Annotated in this window: 15 protein-coding genes; 8 read left to right on the top strand and 7 right to left on the bottom strand. The window is 73.1% G+C overall.

Translation table 11 applies throughout. From position 1 onward, the window contains the following. Positions 1 to 63 precede the first annotated feature (63 nt). Positions 64 to 1,257 carry a PucR family transcriptional regulator gene (locus B4K29_RS17000; protein WP_286968330.1) on the bottom strand — a complete coding sequence of 398 codons (1,194 nt, stop codon included), beginning with the start codon at positions 1,255 to 1,257 and terminating at the stop codon, positions 64 to 66. A 102-nt stretch (positions 1,258 to 1,359) separates the two neighbouring features. Here B4K29_RS17000 and B4K29_RS17005 point away from each other — a divergent pair, with 102 nt between their 5' ends. Next, positions 1,360 to 2,439, top strand: a complete 1,080-nt coding sequence (locus B4K29_RS17005; protein WP_029212507.1) for a ferredoxin reductase — start codon at positions 1,360 to 1,362, stop codon at positions 2,437 to 2,439. Positions 2,440 to 2,449: 10 nt separating this feature from the next. Next, complete coding sequence (locus B4K29_RS17010) at positions 2,450 to 3,634, top strand: fatty acid desaturase family protein (RefSeq protein ID WP_286968332.1); 1,185 nt, start codon at positions 2,450 to 2,452, stop codon at positions 3,632 to 3,634. A 262-nt stretch (positions 3,635 to 3,896) separates the two neighbouring features. Here B4K29_RS17010 and B4K29_RS17015 read toward each other — a convergent pair whose 3' ends face one another. Then, the gene (locus B4K29_RS17015; protein ID WP_029212508.1) at positions 3,897 to 4,574 is read right to left on the bottom strand and encodes a LuxR C-terminal-related transcriptional regulator; all 678 of its coding nucleotides are present in this window, start codon (positions 4,572 to 4,574) and stop codon (positions 3,897 to 3,899) included. Continuing rightward, positions 4,574 to 5,914: an ATP-binding protein gene (locus tag B4K29_RS17020; protein WP_239266514.1), complete on the bottom strand. Its 1,341-nt coding sequence runs from the start codon at positions 5,912 to 5,914 to the stop codon at positions 4,574 to 4,576. Before B4K29_RS17020 ends, B4K29_RS17015 begins: the two co-directional genes overlap by 1 nt. A gap of 125 nt (positions 5,915 to 6,039) precedes the next feature. On the opposite strand from B4K29_RS17020, the gene B4K29_RS17025 reads away from it, so the two are divergent. Both B4K29_RS17025 and B4K29_RS17030 read left to right on the top strand, forming a co-directional pair. After that, positions 6,040 to 7,503: a PspC domain-containing protein gene (locus tag B4K29_RS17025; protein WP_286968336.1), complete on the top strand. Its 1,464-nt coding sequence runs from the start codon at positions 6,040 to 6,042 to the stop codon at positions 7,501 to 7,503. Continuing rightward, positions 7,500 to 7,763 carry a hypothetical protein gene (locus B4K29_RS17030; protein WP_019285557.1) on the top strand — a complete coding sequence of 88 codons (264 nt, stop codon included), beginning with the start codon at positions 7,500 to 7,502 and terminating at the stop codon, positions 7,761 to 7,763. The genes B4K29_RS17025 and B4K29_RS17030 overlap by 4 nt, the downstream gene beginning before the upstream one ends. 10 nt (positions 7,764 to 7,773) lie before the next feature. Here B4K29_RS17030 and B4K29_RS17035 read toward each other — a convergent pair whose 3' ends face one another. Both B4K29_RS17035 and B4K29_RS17040 read right to left on the bottom strand, forming a co-directional pair. Continuing rightward, positions 7,774 to 8,559, bottom strand: a complete 786-nt coding sequence (locus B4K29_RS17035) for an NUDIX hydrolase (protein ID WP_286968338.1) — start codon at positions 8,557 to 8,559, stop codon at positions 7,774 to 7,776. Next, entirely contained in the window at positions 8,556 to 9,722 is a 1,167-nt protein-coding gene (locus tag B4K29_RS17040) for a glycosyltransferase family 4 protein (RefSeq protein ID WP_286968340.1), read from the bottom strand. Before B4K29_RS17040 ends, B4K29_RS17035 begins: the two co-directional genes overlap by 4 nt. 34 nt (positions 9,723 to 9,756) lie before the next feature. On the opposite strand from B4K29_RS17040, the gene B4K29_RS17045 reads away from it, so the two are divergent. Both B4K29_RS17045 and B4K29_RS17050 read left to right on the top strand, forming a co-directional pair. Next, positions 9,757 to 10,581 (top strand): PIG-L deacetylase family protein, encoded by an 825-nt coding sequence (locus B4K29_RS17045; protein WP_286968342.1) that lies wholly within the window; start codon positions 9,757 to 9,759, stop codon positions 10,579 to 10,581. A gap of 2 nt (positions 10,582 to 10,583) precedes the next feature. Beyond that, the gene (locus B4K29_RS17050) at positions 10,584 to 11,813 is read left to right on the top strand and encodes a lysylphosphatidylglycerol synthase domain-containing protein (protein ID WP_286968344.1); all 1,230 of its coding nucleotides are present in this window, start codon (positions 10,584 to 10,586) and stop codon (positions 11,811 to 11,813) included. A 775-nt stretch (positions 11,814 to 12,588) separates the two neighbouring features. Here the strand turns inward: B4K29_RS17050 and B4K29_RS17055 are convergent. Continuing rightward, positions 12,589 to 13,362, bottom strand: coding sequence for a type 1 glutamine amidotransferase (locus tag B4K29_RS17055; RefSeq protein ID WP_286957842.1), 774 nt, complete (start codon positions 13,360 to 13,362; stop codon positions 12,589 to 12,591). Beyond that, positions 13,362 to 14,678 carry a Mur ligase family protein gene (locus tag B4K29_RS17060; protein ID WP_286968347.1) on the bottom strand — a complete coding sequence of 439 codons (1,317 nt, stop codon included), beginning with the start codon at positions 14,676 to 14,678 and terminating at the stop codon, positions 13,362 to 13,364. Before B4K29_RS17060 ends, B4K29_RS17055 begins: the two co-directional genes overlap by 1 nt. A gap of 142 nt (positions 14,679 to 14,820) precedes the next feature. Between B4K29_RS17060 and B4K29_RS17065 the strand changes: the two genes are divergently transcribed. Both B4K29_RS17065 and B4K29_RS17070 read left to right on the top strand, forming a co-directional pair. Further along, positions 14,821 to 15,414, top strand: a complete 594-nt coding sequence (locus B4K29_RS17065; protein ID WP_286968349.1) for a DinB family protein — start codon at positions 14,821 to 14,823, stop codon at positions 15,412 to 15,414. Positions 15,415 to 15,642: 228 nt separating this feature from the next. Continuing rightward, the gene (locus B4K29_RS17070) at positions 15,643 to 18,396 is read left to right on the top strand and encodes a lamin tail domain-containing protein (RefSeq protein WP_286968351.1); all 2,754 of its coding nucleotides are present in this window, start codon (positions 15,643 to 15,645) and stop codon (positions 18,394 to 18,396) included. Positions 18,397 to 18,515 lie beyond the last annotated feature (119 nt).

Here is an 18,515-nt window from a genome sequence, read left to right on the forward strand (position 1 = left end):
AGGGAGTCGGTGGCGGCGATTCCGGGAGAATGACGCGCACGAGGGCGGCCGGCGGCGGCATACCTAGCGGTGACCGGCCCGCAGGACCATGAGCAGCTCGAAGCGCACGTCCGGGTCGTCGAGGTCGGCGCCGAAGGCCTCGCGCAGCTGGGTCACGCGGTAGCCCACCGTCTGCGGGTGGATCGACAGGGCCTCGGCCACGGGCTGGCGCTGCCCCCAGTGGACGAGCCACTGCAGCAGGGTCTCGGCCAGCCGCTCACGGGTGGCGGGGGCGAACGCGTCCAGGGGCGCGAGCCGGATCCGCGCCAGGTCCGCGACGACGGCGGGCTCGGCGTGCAGGGCTAGCTGGGCCAGGTGGTCGCCGACGAAGACCGTGTCGGGACGCTCCATCCCCGCCGCCGCGGCCTGCTCGAGGCGGGCGATCGTCAGCACGGTGAGGCGCAACGACTCGGGCGCCTCGTTCCACGGACGGGTCGGCCCCACCACCGCACCCCGGCCGCGCAGCGCCCGCTCCAGGTCGCGCCGCGCACGCTCGGTCGTGGGCGCCGGGACCAGCGCCACGACGTCGTCCTCGCGCTCGACCACCAGGGCGCCGCGGCCGAGGGCGAGACGCAGCCCCTGGGCCTGCTCGCGGCGCAGCGCCACGACCGCCAGCTCCGGTGGCAGCGCCCAGCCCGCCGCGAGCGCCGCCTGGTCGACGCCCGCCGACGAGGCCCGCCCGTGCAGGACCAGCAGGGCGAGCTCGGTGCGCCGGCGCTCCACCTCGCCCAGCTGCTCGTTCTGCTCGTCGGCGTAGCCCTCGACCGAGGCGGCCGACAGCTCGTCGATGTAGGCGAAGATCGACTCGCCGAGGGGCACGATCACGTCCGGGGAGACGCCTGCGTCCACCGCGATCTGGGCCGCGGTGCGGAAGGTCACGCGGGCGCCGGAGCGGTAGGCCGCGAGCAGCGACCCCAGCTGGCGCCCCGAGCGGAACTCGCCGCGACCCAGCCCGGCATACACCCGTCTGGAGTCCGGCTCGAGGGCCGGACGGTCCGTCCCCGGCAGGTCGAGGAAGCGGTCGAGGGCGATGGCGACGCCCTGGTGCAGCCCCTGCCCGAAGCGGCCCTCCATGGGGCGCGCGTAGTCGGGAACGTCACGTGGGACGGCGCGGATGATCTGGTCGACGATCTCGACGACGCGGGGCCGCAGCAGCTCGGACACTTCAGCGGGCAACGACAACCATGGTGGCGCTTCAGCGGGACGGTCGAGGCTCATGGGGCCCGATTCTATCGTCGCGTGATAGTCCCTCGGCGCGATTCGGGCGCGCGCCGACGAGTATGAAAGGCCCTGCGTGGGAAATACTGGAGTATGCCGTCCATGCGTCCGCTCGATCGCCTGGCCAAGGCCGTCAGCCCCGTGCTGTCGCCCCTGGCCAAGCCGTTGACGACCCCGCTCAGCCCCCAGGACTTCCTGTCCCTGATCAATCCCCTGTCGTCGGCCCGCCAGCTCCGCGGTGTCGTCACCTCCGTCGTCCCCGAGACGACCGACACGGCGACCATCCACTTCCGCCCCGGCCACGGCTGGGACCCCCACATGGCCGGCCAGTGGGCCCGCGTCGGCGTCGAGGTCGACGGCGTCCGCCACTGGCGGTCCTACTCGCTGACCACCGCGGCCGGCGAGGACCCGGCCATCACGGTCCACGCCGAGGGCCTCGTCTCGGACTCGCTCGTGCACCGCACCCGCCCCGGCGACGTGCTGCACCTGGACGTCCCCCAGGGAGACTTCGTGCTCCCCGAGCACCCGCGCCCCCTGCTCATGCTCACCGCCGGCAGCGGGCTGACCCCCGTCATGTCGATGATCCGCACGCTGGTCGGTCACCGTGACGACGCCGACGTCGTGCTGGTCCACAGCTCCCGCACGGCGCAGGACGCGCTGTTCGCCGAGGAGCTGGCCGAGCTGTCGACCGCCCACCCCGGCCTGCGGGTCGTCCACTGGTACTCCGGCGAGCGCGGTCGCATCGACCTCACCTCGACCGCCGCGCTCGACGAGCTGTGCCCCGACTGGCGCTCGCGAGCGTCATACGCCTGCGGTCCGCCCGAGATGCTCGACGCGGCCGAGCGCCTGTGGCACGACGCCGACGCCCGGCACTCGCTCGTCATCGAGCGCTTCGCGCCCGTCGTCCTCGACGGCCAGGGCGGCGAGGGCGGTGTCGTGACCTTCCTGCGCTCCGACAAGGAGATCGAGGTCGACGGCGACACCACGCTGCTCGAGGCCGCCGAGTCGGCCGGCGTCATGATGCCCAGCGGCTGCCGCATGGGCATCTGCCACACCTGTCTCACCCCGCTGCGGGCCGGCAAGGTGCGCGACCTGCGCACCGGCGAGGTCCACGGCGACGAGGGACAATCCATCCAGACCTGTGTCTCCGCAGCCGCGGGACCCTGCCATCTCGAGATCTGAGGAGGGTCACATGACCACCACGGCCGAGCGCCCCACCGCACCCACCGACGGCGCCACCCCCACCCGCGAGCAGCTGCCCGCGATCCCCACCCGCAACCCCGGCCTGGCCGACAGCGGTCGCCCCGTGCGCCGCCCCGACCACGCCCAGCACCTGACCGACGAGCAGGTCGCCGAGCTCGGGCGCGAGCTCGACCAGATCCGCGCCGACATCGTCGCCTCGCGAGGGGCCGCCGACGCGGCATACATCCGTCGGGTGATCCGCGTGCAGCGCAGCCTCGAGCTCGCCGGCCGCGCCACGCTGGTGCTCGCCGGCAAGCGCAAGTCCGCCTGGGTCGCCGGCGTCGGCCTCATGTCGGTCGCCAAGATCCTCGAGAACATGGAGATCGGCCACAACGTCATCCACGGCCAGTGGGACTGGATGCGCGACCCGGACATCCACTCCTCCACCTGGGAGTGGGACTTCGTGGCCCCGGCCAAGGGCTGGAAGCACACCCACAACGACCTGCACCACACGTGGACCAACGTCGTGGGCAAGGACAACGACGTGGGCTACAACCTCCTGCGGATCAGCTCGGACCAGCCGTGGAAGCCCTACAACGTGCTCAACCCGGTCTACAACGCGATCCTCGCGCCGTTCTTCGAGTGGGGCATCGCGTTCTACGACCTCGAGCTCGTCGACGTGCAGGAGGGCCGCAAGTCCCGCGAGGCGCTCAACGCCGACCTCAAGGCCCTCGGCGTCAAGGCCGTCAAGCAGGCCGGCAAGGACTACGTCGCGACCCCCGCCCTGGCGTCGCTCACCGGGTCCGGCAAAGCCACGCTGGCCGGCACCTTCGCCGCCAACTGCATCCGCAACCTGTGGGCGCACACCGTGATCTTCTGCGGTCACTTCCCCGACGGTGTCGAGTTCTTCACCGAGGAGATGATCGAGGGCGAGACCCGCGGCGACTGGTACATCCGCCAGATGATCGGCTCCTGCAACATCTCCGGCAGCAAGCTCATGCACCTGATGACCGGCAACCTGTCGCACCAGATCGAGCACCACCTGTTCCCGGACCTGCCGAGCAACCGGTATGCCGAGATCGCGGTGCGCGTGCGCGAGATCTGCGACCGCTACGGCCTGCCCTACGTCACGGGTCCGCTGCACCGGCAGATCGGCCAGACCTGGCGCACGATCTTCCGGATGGCCCTGCCCTGATCCTGGCCCCACCGCTCGGCTGCTCTCGGCTGCACTCTGCTGCTCTGGGCTCACCGAGCAGGGCTGCTCTGGGCTGACCGAGCAGGCCGTATGCCGACGCCCGCCGCCCCTCGGGGACCGGCGGGCGTCGCCGTCCCGCCTTCAGACCCGCCCCCGGTAGAGGCATCGACCGGCCGTCGTTCGCCAGGCTGATGCCTTTACCCCCGGCGGGTCCATCGACGTGGCGTGCTAACCCGGGCGGTTGTGCCTACCTGAGGTAGGTCTAGAGGAGGTGGCGGTTCATCGCCCACGCGGTGAGCTCGTGGCGGCTCGACAGCTGCAGCTTGCGCAGCACGCTCGACACGTGCGTCTCGACGGTCTTGACGGAGATGAACAACTCCTTGGCCACCTCCTTGTACTGGTAGCCCCGCGCGATCAGCCGCATGACCTCGCGCTCGCGCGCCGACAGCCGGTCCAGCTCCTCGTCGACCTCGGCGATCTCACCCGCCGCGGCCCCGAACGCGTCGAGCACGAACCCCGCCAGCCGAGGGCTGAACACCGCGTCCCCGTCGGCCACCCGCCGGATGGCGCTGACCAGGTCGTTGCCGCTGATCGTCTTGGTGACATAGCCACGGGCCCCGGCGCGGATGACGGAGATGACGTCCTCGGCGGCGTCGCTGACCGACAGGGCGAGGAAGCGCACGGGCACCCCGGCCTCGGTCGCCGTGCCGGCGCACCCGAGGATGACGTCCGTGCCGCCGCGCCCGTCGCCGCCGGGCAGGTGCACGTCGAGGAGCACGACGTCGGGGCGCTCGGCCTTGATGACGGCGACGGCCGACCCCACGTCGCCCGCCTCCCCCACCACCGGCAGCGACGTGTCGAGCTCGGTGCGCACGCCCGCCCGGAACATCTTGTGGTCGTCGACGAGGACGAGGCGGATCGGGGTCGTCGGGGGAAGCATCAGGACTCCTCGGTCGTGGGTCGTGGTGGGAGGGTCAGCGAGACCTCGGTGCCGTCCTCGAGGCGGCGGATCCGCGCGGTGCCGCCGTGGCGGTCCATCCGGTCGACGATCGAGCCCCGCACCCCGAGACGGTCGAGCGGCACCTCGCCGAGGTCGAAGCCCGGCCCGTGGTCACGGACGAAGGCCTCGATCCCGAGCGGCCCCGCCTCGACATAGGCCGACACCGGCGCGGCGCCGTGGCGGACGGCGTTGTTGAGCGCCTCGCCGAGGGCCTTGACCAGCGCCGAGACGTCCGCGTCCAGGCCGACGTCGCCCGTGACGACGAGGTCGATCGGGACGCCGTGCCGGTCCTCGACGTCGTGCGCCACCTCGGCCGCGGCCGCCGAGAGCGTGGTGGGGGTGGAGCTGCCTCCGCCATACAGCCAGGTGCGCAGCTCGCGCTCCTGGGCCCGGGCCAGCCGCTGGACCGCCGTGGGGTCGTCGGCCTTGCGCTGGATGAGGGCGAGGGTCTGCAGGACGGAGTCGTGCAGGTGGGCGGCGATGTCGGCGCGCTCGGTGGCGCGCACCCGCTCCGCCTGCTCGGCCTTGAGCCCGTCCCAGAGCCGGATGGCCCAGGGGGCGAGGATGACGACGAGCCCCAGCAGGACCGCCAGGGCCGACAGGGCCGCGTCGCCGAGCCCGCCGACGCCCTGGGCGCGGCTGGCGAGGACGACGACCCCGGCCAGGGTCAGCAGGACCCCGGTGACGACGCGCGCCAGGCCGGCGCGCGAGTCGGCGGCCGACAGCTGCAGGAAGCGGTCGCGCTCGGTGCGGTCGAGCTGGGTCCAGACGACGATGGCGCCGCTGGCGATGAGGGCGAGCGGCAGGGTCACGCCGAGCCGCAGGTCGACGCCGTGCCGGGTGAGCACGACCGCGAGCCCGCCGACCACCAGGGCCAGCCCCAGCAGGACGTTGACCACGGCCTCGTCGTGCAGCAGCCGCTGGCGCAGGAGGGGCCATCGCGTGGCGCCTCCCCCAGCAGCCGACCCGCCCAACCCCGTGGTTCCTGCCGAGCCCGTCGATCCGGCCGCCCCGGGCACCTGCGGCGCCGTGCGCGTGGTGCCCCCCGGCCCGAGCCGCTGCGGGGTGAGCGCCCAGACGGCGAGATAGAGGATCACGCCCGTGCCCATCCCGAACATCGTCAGGAGCACGAGAGCCATCCGGATCACGCCCACCTGGATGCGCAGGTGCTCCGCGAGCCCCGCGCACACGCCCGCGACCCAGCCGCTGTCGACCGGGCGCAGCAGCCGTGGCGCCGGCTGCTGCTGCTCGACGCGCTGGGTCTCGTAGGGGGTGGGCACCTCCCCATCCTCACCCATGGACGCCGCCGGGACGAGGGTCTGACCCGCACGTCAGGGGATCGTCAGGGTGGGGTCAGGGGCGACCCTCATGGCCCACCCCCGCGCCGGGGAGAGAGATTGTCGGTATGACGCAGCAGCCGCCTCCCACGCCACCGGGTCCGCCCGAGGCCACCGAGCACCAGCCGGACGCGCTCGACCGGTTCTTCCGCGGCGTGCGCGGCACCGGCATCCGCCGCCGGCTGTCGCACCGCTGGGTCGCCGGGGTCTGCGGCGGCGTCGCCGACAAGATCGGCATCGACCCGATCGTCGTCCGCATCGTGTGGATCGTGCTGCTGGTCATGGGCGGCATCGCCTTCCCGGCCTACTTCGTCGCCTTCCTGCTGCTCGCGGACACCAAGGGCGAGATCCCGCTCGAGAAGGCCCTGCGCCGCGGGGACGGCAACTCCGTGGTGCTGCTGGTCTTCACGCTGTTGGTCAGCCTGGGTGGTTTCACCGACGCGTTCGGGTTCCACGACGGCTCCCCCGGGGGCAACGTGGGCCGGATCGTCGTCATGGTCTTCTTCGGGGTCGGCGCGTACTACTGGTGGTCCCGTCGCAACCGAGGCCAGCACGGGTCCGTCACGGAGGTCGGCACCGAGCAGGCCGCCCTGGAGCACCCCTCCGCCGAGCAGCCCTCTGCGGACCACCCCTTTGGCGATCGTGTCCCCGACGCCTCACCGAGCATGCTGGCCCTCCCCGCGGTCGAGCCGCTGGACGCGACCCCCCGCGGTGCCCTCGACGCTTCCGTCGGTGACACCACCACCACCGCCACCGCCACCGGTGACGGCGTCGGCTCCAGCCCGGCCATGAGCTGGCCCACGGCCGCAGGGGCCGTGCCGGAGCACCTCATCTCGGGTGCGACGCGGGTCGTCCCGCCTGCTGCCGCCTACGTCCCGATGCGTCGCCGCCGACCCACCCTCGGCTGGCCGGGCACCGTCGCGGCCATCGGGCTCGCCGCCGCCGGCATCGGCGCGGTCCTCGCGGCCCACCAGACCGGTCGGATCCACGTCGACCACCCCTACGCGATCGCGGCGGCCACGGCCCTCGGGCTCGTCTCGGCGCTGCTGGTGGTCGTGGGTCTGGCCGGCCGGCGCGGCGGCTTCACCGTCCCGCTCGTCCTCGCCCTGGCCATCATCACCCTGTCCCTCGGTGGCCCCCTGCGCCTCGACGTGGCCGACGGGGCGACGTCCTTCTCGTCCTCGTCGATGGACCAGCACTGGGCGCCGACCACGCTGGACGGCGGCACGTCATACCAGGTGGGCGCCGGCGACAGCGTCCTGGACCTGACCTCCGTGGAGGCCTCCAGCCTCAACGGGCAGGAGGTCAGCGTGCAGGTCGGGGTCGGCGAGATGACCGTCCGCATCCCCCAGGGGATGCCGGTGCGGGTCAAGAGCCACGTCGGGCTCGGCGACGTCGTCCTCCGTCATCCCGACGGGTCCAGGACGGACCTCGGCGAGACGGACACCACCATCGGCACCGGCACACCCGTGCTCGTCCTGCGGGGCCAGGTCGGCCTCGGGGACCTGATCATCGAGGAGGTCGCGCGATGAGCGACCAGCGCTACTACCCCATCGACCCCGACGAGGCGCACCGTCTCGCGGAGCTCGAGGCGACCACGCAGCCGCGCGGCCCCTACGCCCCGGCGATCGTCGTCGGCCTGCTCGGGCTCCTGTGCGCCGCCTCGGTGCTGCTGCGCGAGCTGGCGGTGATGAGCATCGACCTCGTCACCCAGGGCCCGTGGATCGTGGTGGGCGTCGGCGTCCTCCTGCTGCTGGTCGGCGCCGTGGGCATCGCTCGTCGTGGCCGTTGAGGGAGCCGCCTCAGTCCGGCCGGTCGGACGGCAGCAGGTCGGCCAGGTCGGACCAGGCCGGCGCCAGCCGGAGCCCCTGCCCCCGCACGACGTCCGCCGAGACCCACGCCGCGGAGGCCGTCGTGCCGTCGCGGTCGTGCACCACGACGTCGTGGCTGCCCACGACCTCGGCGCGATAGACCAGCCGCACCGCCTGGAAGTCCTCCAGGACTCCCTTGGGGGACAAGCCGATCCAGTGGTGGCTGCGGACCGCCACCAGTCGCGGCCGCATGATGTCCTGACCGGTCTCCTCCCAGACCTCGCGCACCACGGCGGCCGCCGGGTCCTCCCCCGGCTCCACGCCGCCACCGGGCAGCCCCCACGCGCCCGCGGCGTTGGTGCGGTCCGACGCCTCGGTCAGCAGCACCCCGAGGGGGCCGACCACGACGGCGTATGCCGCGACCCGCGTGCGCACCAACGGCGGCTCGTCGGGATCCAGCTCGATGCTGGCGTCCATCGGGGTGGTCACCACGGGCAACGGCTCCGGGCCCTCCGGGCGGTGCCGCACCGCGTAGGACAGGACCACGGCGTGCGGGTCCCCCAGCGACCGCTCGGCGGCGAGCGGCGCGCCAGGCTCCCAGCCGTGGCTGCGCAGCAGGTCCTCGGGCGTCACGCCGTGCGGCAGGTCGATCGCCACGCGGCGACGCCCGTCGTGGTCGTAGCCGTCGACCTGCACGGGCGAGTCCAGCACCCGCCCGTGGCGGACCACGCGACCGTACTCGTCCTCGCTCAGCAGACCTGGTTGGTCCCCACTCATGTCCTGCCCCTCCTCGCGAGCCGCCCGGCCCGCGCATACTCCGCCTCCACCATCCCCACCACCGCGGGCCACGACTGCGTGGGCGGCGTCTCCAGGCTCTGCCGCCGAAGTCGTTGCCGGGCAACGGGGTCGAGCACCAGGGTAGCCACGTGAGCGGCCAGCTCCCGGTCGCCCCCCGCGAGCAGCCCCGTCACGCCGTGCTCGACGAACTCCTCCACCCCGCTGCCGCGTCGACCGACGACCGGCAGCCCTGCGGCCCGTGCCTCGAGCGCGGCGATGCCGAAGGCCTCCAGCACCGTCGGCGAGACGTAGGCCGCTGCGCCACGGTAGGACTCGAGGAGCTGGTCGCGAGACACCCTGCCCCGCAGCAGGACCCGGTCGGTCAGGCCGTGGGTGCGCAGGTAGGCCTGCACCAGCCCGCGCTGCGGCCCCTCGCCGAACACCTCGATGCGCCAGTCGATCTGGTCGCCGACGAGGTCGTCGACCCGGCGTGCCACCCGCGCGAGGGGGACGGCGCGCTTGCGTCGCGCGAGGCGCATGGCGGTGACGAGCCGGACCGGTCCGGCAACTCCCTCCGGCACCGTGCCGACGACGAGATGCGTTGGCGCCGTGGGCGATCGCCAGCGGCCCAGGTCGATCCCGTTGGGCAGCACGGCGACCCGCGCGTCGGTGGCCAGGCGCTCGAGCGGGCGGGCCGCCATACGACTCACCGCCGACAGCGCGACACCTCGCCCGGCCCACCGACGCACGCGCCCGCTGACGGCGAGCACCCGCTCCATCGCGTCCAGCACGCAGTGCCAGGTGACCGCGGTCGGCAGCCCGACCGACAGGGCGACGTCGACCGCGTCGCTGGCGAAGGGGCTGACCACCCCCATGTGCACGTGCGCCACGTCGAACCCTCCGGCCAGCAGCCGACGCCGCAGCTCCGGCGGCGCCAGCGGGTTGACCGGCAGGTCGCCGGGCAGCCGCAGCGCGAGGTGGTGCACCGGGACGCCGTCGACCAGCTCCACCGCGCCGTGCCGCTCCCCCGCCCGCCCGGGCGTGGCCGTGAACACCTCGACCTCGTGCCCCGAGCGCCGCAGCCGGTCCGCGAGGTCGTGGACCTGCACCTCGATGCCACCGAGGCGCGGCAGATAGCAGTCCGACAGCAAGGCCACCTTCACGACATCCACCCTGCCATGCGAGAGGATGACCACGATGGCTCACACACTGCTCGCGTTCCACGCCCACCCCGACGACGAGGCCCTGCTCACCTCCGGCACCCTGGCCAGGGCCGCCGCCGAGGGGCACCGGGTCATCGTGGTGACCGCCACCGACGGTGACCTCGGCCTGACCTCCAGCACGTATGCCGGCTCCGCCGCCCGCACGCTCGGCGAGCGGCGTCTCGGCGAGCTGATGCGATCGTGCGCCGCGCTCGGCGTGGCGCGGGTCGAGTGGCTGGGCTACGCCGACAGCGGGTCGGGCGCCGAGCTCTACCCCGACCCCGAGGGCATGACGCGCTTCGTGCGCGCCGACGTCGACGAGGCCGCCGAGCGCCTGGCGCAGATCCTGCGCGAGGAGTCCGTCGACGTGCTGCTGACCTACGACCGCAACGGCGGCTACGGTCACCGCGACCACGTGCAGGTGCACCACGTCGGGGCGCGTGCGGCCGAGCTCGCCGGCACGCCCCGCGTGCTGCAGGCCACGGTCCCGCGCGACGCGATCTGCCGGGCGCTGGACCTCGCCGCGCTCGTCTACCCCTTCCCGGCCGAGTTCGACCGCGCCTCCTTCGACCGGGCCTACTCCGCCCGCGCCGAGATCACCCACCACATCGACGTCCATCGCCACATCGCGGCCAAGCGCGCCTCGATGCGCGCCCACGCCTCGCAGGCCGCGGCGGACGACGGCGACCGCACGCTGGCGGCCTTCCTGCGGATCCCCCGGCCGCTCTACGACCTGGTCTTCGGCCGGGAGTGGTTCGTCGACGCGTCGCGGCCGCCCGGCGGACCGGTGGCCCACGACATCTTCGACGGGCTGGGCTGAGCATGACTCCGGGGGGAGATCAGCGGCGGGCGGCCGAGGCGAGCGACACGGGACCAGCAGCCGCAGACGCAGACCAGACGACAGGGGCGACCGCGACGCCGGCGACCCGGGACACCACGCCCGACCCGCGTGCGACGCCCGACCCGCATGCGACGTCCGACGAGCCGGGGGCGACCCGAGCCAGGGGCGACCAGCGTCGATCGTGGTGGCGCACCGCCCTGCAGGCTGTCCTCGGCACGGCGCTGGCCGTCGCGCTGCTGGTGTGGGGACTGCCGTACTTCGCCGAGACCTCGTGGTCCGCCCTGCTGGCGCACCTCGACGCGCTGAGCTGGGGCAACACCATCGGCCTCTTCGTGCTCATGGTCGTGGCGCTGTGGTGCTACACGTTCACGCTGACCGGGTCGCTGGCCGGGCTCACCCACCCGCAGGCCCTCATGGTCAACGTCGCGGGCTCCGCGGCGGGCAACCTGCTGCCCGGCGGCGGCGCGATGGGGGCGGCGGCGACATACGGCATGTATCGCTCCTGGGGCTTCACCCCCCGCGACATCTCCACCTCCCTCATCGTCAGCGGTGTCTGGAACGTCCTCGGCCGCATGGCCCTGCCCGTCCTCGGCATCTCCGTGCTGCTGATCGCCGGCGAGCCGATGCCGCCCGGGGTCGCGCGCGGCGGTGCCGTCGGCGCGCTCCTCGGCCTCGGGCTGCTCGGCTGGTTCGTCGCCGTCATCGCCTCCGAGCGCGTCGCCACGACCACGGGTCACGTCCTCGATCGACTCATCGGGCCGCTCGTCCGTCGCCTCAGCCGCCGCTCCGACGGCCCCGGGGTCGACGGCCTGGTCGCCGACCTGCGCTCCCGGATCGGCCACGTCGTCGAGTCGGGGTGGTTGCCGATGACCTTCGGGCTGGTCGGCTTCTTCGGCTTCCAGTACCTCCTGTTCATCATGTGCCTGCGCGCCACCGGGGTGGAGCTCTCGCTGGCCCACTTCTTCGCGGCGTTCGCGGTCGGACGCCTGCTGACGGCCGTCGGGGTGACCCCGGGTGGCGTCGGCGTGACCGAGGCGGGCACCGCGATCGCGCTCGTCGGCTTCGGGGCCGCGCACGCACCGGCCGCCGCGGGCATCGTCCTGTTCACGATCTACACGCACCTGCTCGAGCTGCCGCTCGGCGCCCTGGGCGCGCTGATCTGGTGGCTGACCAAGGGCCGGTATGCCGACCGCCGCCCCGCCACCACCTGATCCGCCACCCCGGCGCCACCGACGCCACCAGGCGACCCCACCTGCCCCGGCAGGTCACTTAAGGTCGCCCAGCCCGCCCCCACGCGACCCCACCTGACCCGGCAGGTCACTTCCGGTCGCCTGAGCACCGCAACCAGGCCTCCGGGCGACCCAACCTGAGCCCGGAGCTCACTTCGCGTCGCCTGAACCTCCCCTCGAGACCCCCAGACGACCCAACCCGACCTCCCGGGTCACTTCCGGTCACCCAAGCCAACCCCACACGACCCCACCTGGCCTGACAGGTCACTTCCGGTCGCCCGAGCACCCCAAGCCGACCCACCCTGAGCCCGGAGCTCACTTCGCGTCGCCTGAGCACCGCAACCATGCCTCCGGGCGACCCAACCTGAGCCCGGAGCTCACTTCGGGTCGCCTGAACCTCCCCTCGAGACCCCCAGACGACCCAACCCGACCTCCCGGGTCACTTCCGGTCACCCATGCCAACCCCACACGACCCCACGTGGCCTGACAGGTCACTTCCGGTCACCTGAGCACCCCAACCAGGCCTCCGGGCGACCCAACCTGAGCTCCAGCTCACTTCCGGTCGCCTGAGCACCGCAACCAGGCCTCCGGGCGGCCCAACCTGAGCCCGGAGGTCACTTCCGGTTGCCTGAGCACCCCAAGGCGACCCCCACACGACCCCACGTGGCCTGACAGGTCACTTCCGGTCGCCCAAGCCGCCCACAGGCGCCACGACCCGACCTGACAGGTCACTTCCGGTCACCCGAGCGAGCCGGGGTCAGCGCCGGCGGGTGGCCGCCACGAGTCGGCGGACCTGGCGGGTGCGGGCGTGGTCGGCATACGTGTCGTCGATCGGCTCGGGCTCGAAGGCCCGCCCGGTCGCCCGCTCCGCCGCCCACCCGACCAGGGCGTCCGCGAGAGCCGGGTTGGCCGGCAGGATCGGACCGTGCAGGTAGGTCCCGACGACGTGGCCGGTGATCGCGCCCTCGGTCCCGTCCTGCCCGTTGTTGCCCTGACCTGCGCGAACGCGCCCAAAAGGCTGTTGCTCAGGCCCCAGCACCGTGGAGCCCGAGTGGTTCTCGAAGCCCACGACCTCGCCGAACTCGGTGTCGAGGACGATGCCGCCGATCATGCGCTTGGCGTTGCCGGTCGTGGTGACGTCGAGGATGCCGAGGCCGGGCAGCCGCTGGCCCTCGACCGTGATGAAGGCGTTGCCGAAGAGCTGGTACATGCCGCAGATGGCGAGCATCGGGCAACCGTCGGCCGCCAGCTCCACGAGCCGGCCGCCGATCCGCTCCAGGTCGGACTCGACCCGCGCCTGGCCGGAGTCCTGGCCCCCGCCGCCCATGACGAGGTGGACATCGTCGCGCCAGGGGTCGCCGGGCGCGTGCCCGACCACCTCGACGTCGTAGCCGTGCCACCGCAGCCGGGAGGCGAGCGCCCGCGTGTTGCCGAGGTCGCCGTAGATGCTCATCTCGCGCGGGTAGAGGTGGACGAGGGTGACCGTGCCCTTGCTGGTGCCAGGCGTCCGGGCGCTCGCGAACTCGCTCATCAGGCCTTCGCCTCCTCGCCGAAGTCCGGCAGGTCGTAGCGCTGGGCGAGCACCCGCCGCAGCGCCATCATCGCGGTGTAGGTGCAGAAGATCCGCTTGGGCTCGTCGCGGTGCTCGGCGAGGAAAAGGTCGAGAGCGGTCTCGAGCTCGGGCTGGACCGCGGCCACGGGCACGTCGTCATACCTGAGCCGCAGCGCCATGTCGTAGGCGCGGACGCCGCTCGTGACGGCGACGCCGAGATCGCGGAGGGACTCGAAGCTCACGTCATACAGCCAGGAGACGTCCTGCCCGTCGGCGTAGTTGTCGTTGATCGCGATCATGGACGCGACCGGGGTCGTGCCGTAGGTGCCGAGCGCGACGGTGAACCCGGCGGGGTTCTTGACCAGCACCAGCTCGAGCGGCTGGCCGTCGACGTCGACGACCTCGCCCCTCCCGAACGGCGGGGTGACCGTGGCGAGGGCCTCGGACGCGGTCGTATGCCGGAACTCCGCCCCCAGCAGCAGCCGCACGAGCGAGGTCGCCGCGGTCGCGTTGATCATCGCCGCGAGGCCACGCTGGCGCAGCGTCACCGGCCCGACGTCGTGCCCGTCGCCGAAGACCACGGTGAACGAGTGGTCGTCGACCGGTTTGAGCAGCCCGTCGGACGGCCCCGCCGCCGGCACGTCGTCGGCCTCGCTGAACCGCACGTCGGCCTCCTGCAGCTCCGGCAGGCGGTCGGCGATGGACGGGTCGACGCCGAACCACCGCACCTCGGCACCCGGACGCACGTGCTCGTCGATGCGGGAGATGAAGGAGTCGTCGCGGTTGAGCACGACGCCCCGGGTGGTCTGCTCGGCGAGGCGGGTGAGCAGGCCTGCGGTGTGGTCGATCTCGGCGAACCGGTCGAGCTGGTCGCGGGCGACGTTGAGCAGCAGCGCGTGGGTGGGGGTCACGACCTCGGCGAACTTCAGGGCGTGGGCCTCGTCGAGCTCCAGGACGGCGATGTCGGCGTCGACGCGTCCGGTCAGCGGCAGCTCGGCGAGCATCGAGGAGATCACGCCGCGGGTGAAGTTGGACCCGGTGGGGTTGGTCAGCACGCGCAGCCCGTGGGCGCGCAGCAGGGCGACGACCATCTTGGTGGTGGTGGTCTTGCCGTTGGTGCCACTCACCACGACGATCCCGCGCGGCAGCTCCCCGAGCGTCGACCGCAGGAACCCCGGGTCGATCCGCTCCGCCACCAGGCCCGGGAGCGCCGAGCCGCCGCTGCCACCTCCCCGCAGCCGCGAGGCGGTCCGGGCGAGCTTGCCTGCCGCGATCGCGGCCGTCGTCCTCAACACGTCCGTCACCCTACCGTCGAGCCCCGGGCCGAGCCCGTATGCCGAGCCGGGCCCCGCGCGGAGGCGCAACCAGGTGGACACGGTGGGCGCTCGACGTCCCTGACCCCTGGCGCTCAGCCCCCGGCCCGGCCAGGGTGGGTCCATGGACCAGACCTGGCACGACGACACGAAGTCACGACTGCACCGCCAGCTCGACCGGCAGCGTGACGCACTGCTGATGAAGCTGCGCGGCCTCGGCGAGCGCGACCTGCGCCGTCCCATGACGCCGACCGGCACCAACCTGCTCGGGCTCGTGCGCCACGTGTCGGGGGTCGAGGCGGGCTATTTCGGCGAGACCTTCGGCCGGCCCCTGCCCGAGCGTCTCCCCTGGGACGAGACGTATGCCGACAACGACGACATGTGGGTCCCCCGCGACGTCCCTGCCACCGAGGTGCTGGCGTTCTACGACCGGGTGCGGGCGCACGCCGACGCCACGATCCGGGAGCTGCCGCTGGACGCGCCGGGCTCCGTGCCGTGGTGGGCCGAGGGCGGACGCGAGGTCACGCTGCTCGTGATCATGGGCCACGTCACGACCGACGTGAGCCGGCACGCGGGGCACGCCGACATCCTGCGGGAGACCATCGACGGCGAGGCCGGCTACCTCGTCGACAACGACAACCTGATGAGCACCGACCCGGCCTACTGGGCCGATCTGCACCGCCGCCTGCGGGAGATCTCCGACTCCTTCGGCGCGTGAGGCCCCTCGCACCGCCCCCCATCGCCGGGGAGGTTTGGTGCCGTCATAGCGACACCGAACCTCCCCGCTGCTGGGGCGTCGCGCGCGGTCGAGCGACGCCGACTGCTCACCGGCCGGTCACCGGGTGGACACGTGCCCATCCCCCACCGCGCCGTGACGCGGGGTTACCGTTCGAGCACTCCCCGGCGACGTCGTCGTCGCACCCCCATCAGCCCAGGAGCCCCCATCATGCGCATCCACCTGCGCGCCGTGAGCCGCCTCAGTGCCGTCGCCCTGCTGGCGACCACAGCTGCCGCCGTGCCCGTCGTCGCCAACGCCGTCGACACCGCCAGCCCCGTCGTGATCTCCGAGGTCTTCGGGGGCGGCGGCAACGCCGGTGCCCCCTACCGCACCGACTTCGTCGAGCTCTACAACTCCTCCGACCAGCCCGTCTCGCTCGACGGCTGGTCCGTGCAGTACGCCTCCGCCGCCGGCACCTCCTGGCAGCGGACGGCCCTGACCGGCACCATCGCCCCCAAGGCCACGTATGTCGTGGCGGAGGCCTCGGGCGCCAACACCGCCGCTCCCGCCCTGCCCCGCATCGACGCGCAGGGCACCATCGCGATGTCCGGCACCGCGGGTCGCATCGCGCTCGTCAGCTCGTCCACCGCGCTCGCCTGCGGCGCCGACTGCGACGCGGCCGCCGGCGTGGTGGACTACATCGGCTGGGGCACGGCCACGGACTTCGTCGTGGCGGCCGCACCGGCCACCACCAACGCCACCTCGATCAGCCGCGCCCTGCCCGCGCCGACGAGCGGGTGGGACAACAGCAAGGACTACACCGCGGGCGCGCCCACGCCGGCCGCGGTCACCGTCGGGACCGGCCCCACCGACCCCACGCCCACGCCCACGCCCACCCCGACGCCGACTCCCACCCCGACCCCGACTCCCACCCCCGGCAGCACCACCATCCAGGACATCCAGGGCCCCGGATTCGTGTCCCCGCTCAAGGGCCAGGCCGTCACCAACGTGCCCGGCGTCGTCACCGGCGTGCGCAGCACCGGTCGCACCAAGGGCTTCTGGATCCAGCAGCCGACCAAGGACCCGGCCAAGGCCAACGCCTCCACCGGCGTCTTCGTCTTCACCGCCTCGGCCCCGATCACCGTCAAGGAGGGCGACGCGGTCCTCGTCAGCGGGCAGATCAGCGACTACTACCCCCTGGCCGGCGGCGAGACGGTCGCGACCACCCCCAACCTGTCGATGACCGAGATCACCAAGCCGGTCGTCAACGTCCTGACCAGCGGCAACCCCCTGCCGAGCGCCCTGACGCTGCCGGCCGACATGCCGGACACCTACGCCCACAAGCCCCCGAGCGGCAACGTCGAGGACCTCACCCTGGACCCCAGGCGCTCCGCCATCGAGTGGTACGAGACGCACGAGGGCGAGCTCGTCACCGTCGGCGACGCCCGCGTCCTGGGCCCGGGCCAGCCGGAGTACGGCGAGATCTACGTCCAGACCAAGCCGGGCGAGCTGCGCACCCCGCGTGGCGGCACCTACATCGCGGACTACGACCGCACGCCCACCGGCCGCATGCTCGTCATGCCGGTCGACGGCAAGGTCCCGGCCGCCAACGTCGGCGACGTCCTCGCGGGCGCCACGACCGGCCCGGTCGACTGGTCCACCTACGGCGGCTACACCATCGCCGCCACCCGCCTCGGGGCCCGCACCGACAACGGCCTCACCCGCACGGTCGTCGCCCCGGCCGCCGACGACCAGCTCACCGTCGCGACCTTCAACGTCGAGAACCTCAAGCCCGGCGACACCGACGCCAAGTACGCCGCGCTGGGCCAGGCCGTCGCGACCAACCTGCGGTCCCCCGACGTCATCACGGTGGAGGAGATCCAGGACGACAGCGGCGCGACCAACGACGGCACCACCTCCTCCGACACCACCGAGGCCAAGCTCATCGCGGCGATCCGGGCCGCGGGCGGTCCGGCATACAAGGCCGCGGTCATCGACCCCGAGGACGGGCGCGACGGCGGGCAGCCCGGCGGCAACATCCGCGTGGGCCTGCTCTACAACCCCGAGCGGGTGACCTTCGTCGAGCGCGCGGGCGGCACCGCGACCAGCGCGACCACGGTCACCAAGGACACGACCCCCCGCCTGGAGGACACCCCCGCGCTGTCGGCGAGCCCCGGCCGAGTCGACCCCACCAACCCGGCGTGGAACGCCTCCCGCAAGCCGCTGGCCGGTGAGTTCGTCTACCGCGGCCGCAAGGTGATCGTCGTGGCCAACCACTTCAACTCCAAGGGTGGCGACGACTCGGCCGACGGGCGCTTCCAGCCGCCCAACCGCGCCTCGGAGGTGCAGCGCACGCAGCAGGCGCAGTCGCTGCGGGCCTTCGTCGAGCAGGTCAAGGCCGTGGACCCGCAGGCCAACGTCATCCTCGGCGGTGACTTCAACGACTACCAGTTCTCGGCCCCGATGAAGGTCCTGACCGCGGACGGCGCGCTGCTGCACGACACGATGTGGACGCTTCCCGAGAACGAGCGCTACTCCTACGTGTTCAACGGGATCAGCCAGACCCTCGACCACGTCCTCGTCTCGGCCAACCTCAAGGGCTCGACCTCCCTGCAGGTCGCGCACATCAACAGCGAGTTCGCGGTGCAGACCTCCGACCACGACCCCCAGGTCGTCCGGGTCCGCCCGGCGCTGCACCTCTACCAGCCCGGCACGGTCACGGTCGACGAGAGCGTCCGCAAGCCGGGCCAGAAGCTCACGCTCACCCTGGCCGGCTGGAAGCCCGGCGACGTCGTCACGGTCCGCCTGGACGGCGCCGTCGTCGGCACGGTCACGGTCGACGCCACCGGTGCCGGCACGCTGCGCTGGACCGTGCCCACCGGCACGGCGGTGGGCGCACACACGCTGACGCTGACCGGTCGCCAGACCTACCCGGCGAGCGTGGCCCTCACGGTCCGGCCCAAGAACGGCCCGGCCCGCTGACCCGTCGACAGCGATGACGCCGTATGCCGCGCGCCCGGTCCCTCACGAGGGGGCCGGGCGCGCGGCATAAGGGCGGAGTGGTCGTCCCGGCAGCAGGGCGAGCCTGCCGGCGGCGCGGG

Origin of the sequence: Arsenicicoccus sp. UBA6765, from assembly GCF_002453335.1 — a bacterium.
GTDB lineage: Bacteria > Actinomycetota > Actinomycetes > Actinomycetales > Dermatophilaceae > Arsenicicoccus > Arsenicicoccus bolidensis.

Excerpts from the sequence above, each read along its gene's own strand:
- B4K29_RS17000 (WP_286968330.1), bottom strand. The coding sequence starts at position 1,257 with ATGAGCCTCGACCGTCCCGCTGAAGCGCCACCATGGTTGTCGTTGCCC.
- B4K29_RS17005 (WP_029212507.1), top strand. The coding sequence starts at position 1,360 with ATGCGTCCGCTCGATCGCCTGGCCAAGGCCGTCAGCCCCGTGCTGTCG.
- B4K29_RS17010 (WP_286968332.1), top strand. The coding sequence starts at position 2,450 with ATGACCACCACGGCCGAGCGCCCCACCGCACCCACCGACGGCGCCACC.
- B4K29_RS17015 (WP_029212508.1), bottom strand. The coding sequence starts at position 4,574 with ATGCTTCCCCCGACGACCCCGATCCGCCTCGTCCTCGTCGACGACCAC.
- B4K29_RS17025 (WP_286968336.1), top strand. The coding sequence starts at position 6,040 with ATGACGCAGCAGCCGCCTCCCACGCCACCGGGTCCGCCCGAGGCCACC.
- B4K29_RS17030 (WP_019285557.1), top strand. The coding sequence starts at position 7,500 with ATGAGCGACCAGCGCTACTACCCCATCGACCCCGACGAGGCGCACCGT.
- B4K29_RS17035 (WP_286968338.1), bottom strand. The coding sequence starts at position 8,559 with ATGAGTGGGGACCAACCAGGTCTGCTGAGCGAGGACGAGTACGGTCGC.
- B4K29_RS17045 (WP_286968342.1), top strand. The coding sequence starts at position 9,757 with ATGGCTCACACACTGCTCGCGTTCCACGCCCACCCCGACGACGAGGCC.
- B4K29_RS17050 (WP_286968344.1), top strand. The coding sequence starts at position 10,584 with ATGACTCCGGGGGGAGATCAGCGGCGGGCGGCCGAGGCGAGCGACACG.
- B4K29_RS17055 (WP_286957842.1), bottom strand. The coding sequence starts at position 13,362 with ATGAGCGAGTTCGCGAGCGCCCGGACGCCTGGCACCAGCAAGGGCACG.
- B4K29_RS17065 (WP_286968349.1), top strand. The coding sequence starts at position 14,821 with ATGGACCAGACCTGGCACGACGACACGAAGTCACGACTGCACCGCCAG.
- B4K29_RS17070 (WP_286968351.1), top strand. The coding sequence starts at position 15,643 with ATGCGCATCCACCTGCGCGCCGTGAGCCGCCTCAGTGCCGTCGCCCTG.